2 protein-coding genes are annotated in these 1,706 nt (G+C 42.3%); both read left to right on the top strand.

Translation table 11 applies throughout. The features are described from left to right. Positions 1-478, top strand: a 478-nt coding sequence (locus tag PX481_RS23275) for a Kae1-like domain-containing protein (protein ID WP_502888631.1), incomplete at its 5' end; no start/stop codon positions are given. A 106-nt stretch (positions 479-584) separates the two neighbouring features. Beyond that, positions 585-1,466, top strand: coding sequence for a tRNA pseudouridine(55) synthase TruB (gene truB / locus PX481_RS23270; protein ID WP_002763851.1), 882 nt, complete (start codon positions 585-587; stop codon positions 1,464-1,466). The last annotated feature ends 240 nt before the right edge of the window (positions 1,467-1,706 follow it).

The raw sequence follows: 1,706 nt of genomic DNA, 5'->3' as shown, positions 1-1,706 counted from the left end.
TAATCCCCAAGCTTTTCCCTTACCTGAAGGTAAAATATCTTTACCAACCGGCGGTTTTCATGCCTACGATTCCAGTTTTAGCGGTTTAAAAACTGCTGTTTTGCGCTTAGTAGAGAAATTCGAGCCAGATAATTTACCTGTAGCTGATATAGCCGCCAGTTTTCAAGATACAGTAGCCAGAAGTTTAACCCGTCGGACAATCAATTGTGCCTTAGATTATGGCTTAAACACTATTGCGATCGGGGGAGGAGTGGCGGCCAATAGTGCCTTAAGAAATCATCTAGAAACTGCCGCCAAAAATCATCATTTAACTGTCTATTTTCCGCCGCTCAAACTCTGTACCGATAACGCCGCTATGATTGCTCGCGCTGCTGTTGATCATTATGATCTGGGTCATTTTTCTGACCTTTCTCTCGGTGTTCGTTCCCGTTTACCTTTAAGCGAAGTTATGCAATTATATAATACGTCAGATTTTTAGCTATCAGCCGTCAGTATTCAGAATTGAGGAGATTGCTTTTATCTATTCTCCCCATCACCCCATCACCCCACCACCCCACTTCATAATTCATAATTCATAATTTATAATGTTTGGCTTTTTAAATCTCAATAAACCCCCCGATTGGACTTCTCACGATTGCGTGGCCAAAGTCCGAAAAATTCTTAAGACAAAACGAGTCGGCCATGGCGGAACTTTAGATCCTATGGCTACGGGAGTTTTACCGATCGCCGTCGGGGCTGCCACCCGATTACTGGCCTATTTACCCGAAAATAAGGCTTATCGGGCAAAAATCCAGTTAGGACTCAGCACCGATACCGATGATATTACCGGAAAAGCGATCGCTACTTGTCCCTGGCCCGATTTAACTTTAGAGGCAGTTAAGCCGCATTTAGCGGAATTTATTGGCAATATTGCCCAGATTCCGCCGATGTATAGTGCTATTCACCAGGATGGTCGCCGTCTCTACGAATTGGCACGCAAAGGGGAAATAATCGCAGTGGAGCCTCGTCAGGTCAAAATTGACCAAATTACGGTTTTAGACTGGTTAGAGGGCGAATTTCCACAAATAGAGCTAGATATTCACTGTGGATCGGGGACTTATATCCGTTCCCTGGCCAGAGATTTGGGCAAGGTGTTAGCTGTGGGTGGCACTTTAGCCAGTTTAACTCGCACGGAAAGCTGTGGTTTTCAATTAGCCGATAGTATTAATCTGGAAGCTTTAATGGCTAATTCCGAGGGTTTAATTTCACCTCGCATTGCCTTGGCACATCTAGACTGGATTTCTTTGACATCAGAAAGAGTTATCGATTGGTTTCACGGCAGAAAAATTAATCTAACCGATACAAATGTTATGATCGGTTCTCTGGTTGCCGTGGAGTCTTTAGAAGCTCAATTTATCGGCATTGGTGAGATAGTTGTCAGAGAAGATGAATACTACCTACAGCCTAAAATAGTTATTCAGCAATAGGGTTAATAATTAGGGTCTGCTGAAAAAGTTATTGAAAAGTACAGGTCTCTTGATCAATGATTTCACTTAGCTACACCCATAAGCTTTAGTTGTCGATTAATGGTAATGATTCGGTAGTAGTGGCGTAGCTCTCTTGCTTACCTGGTATGAATTGTGTAAAATATTTATTAATAAAAATAATTGGAACCCGCTCAGTCTTTAAACCTCTAGCTTGCTCATGACTTTTCTGATAAATATCTT

This window comes from Microcystis sp. M53603_WE2 (assembly GCF_030065435.1).
The sequence above is the reverse complement of the archived record's forward strand: the minus strand, read 5'-3'. Positions and strand labels throughout refer to the sequence as shown.

Excerpts from the sequence above, each read along its gene's own strand:
- truB (WP_002763851.1), top strand. The coding sequence starts at position 585 with ATGTTTGGCTTTTTAAATCTCAATAAACCCCCCGATTGGACTTCTCAC.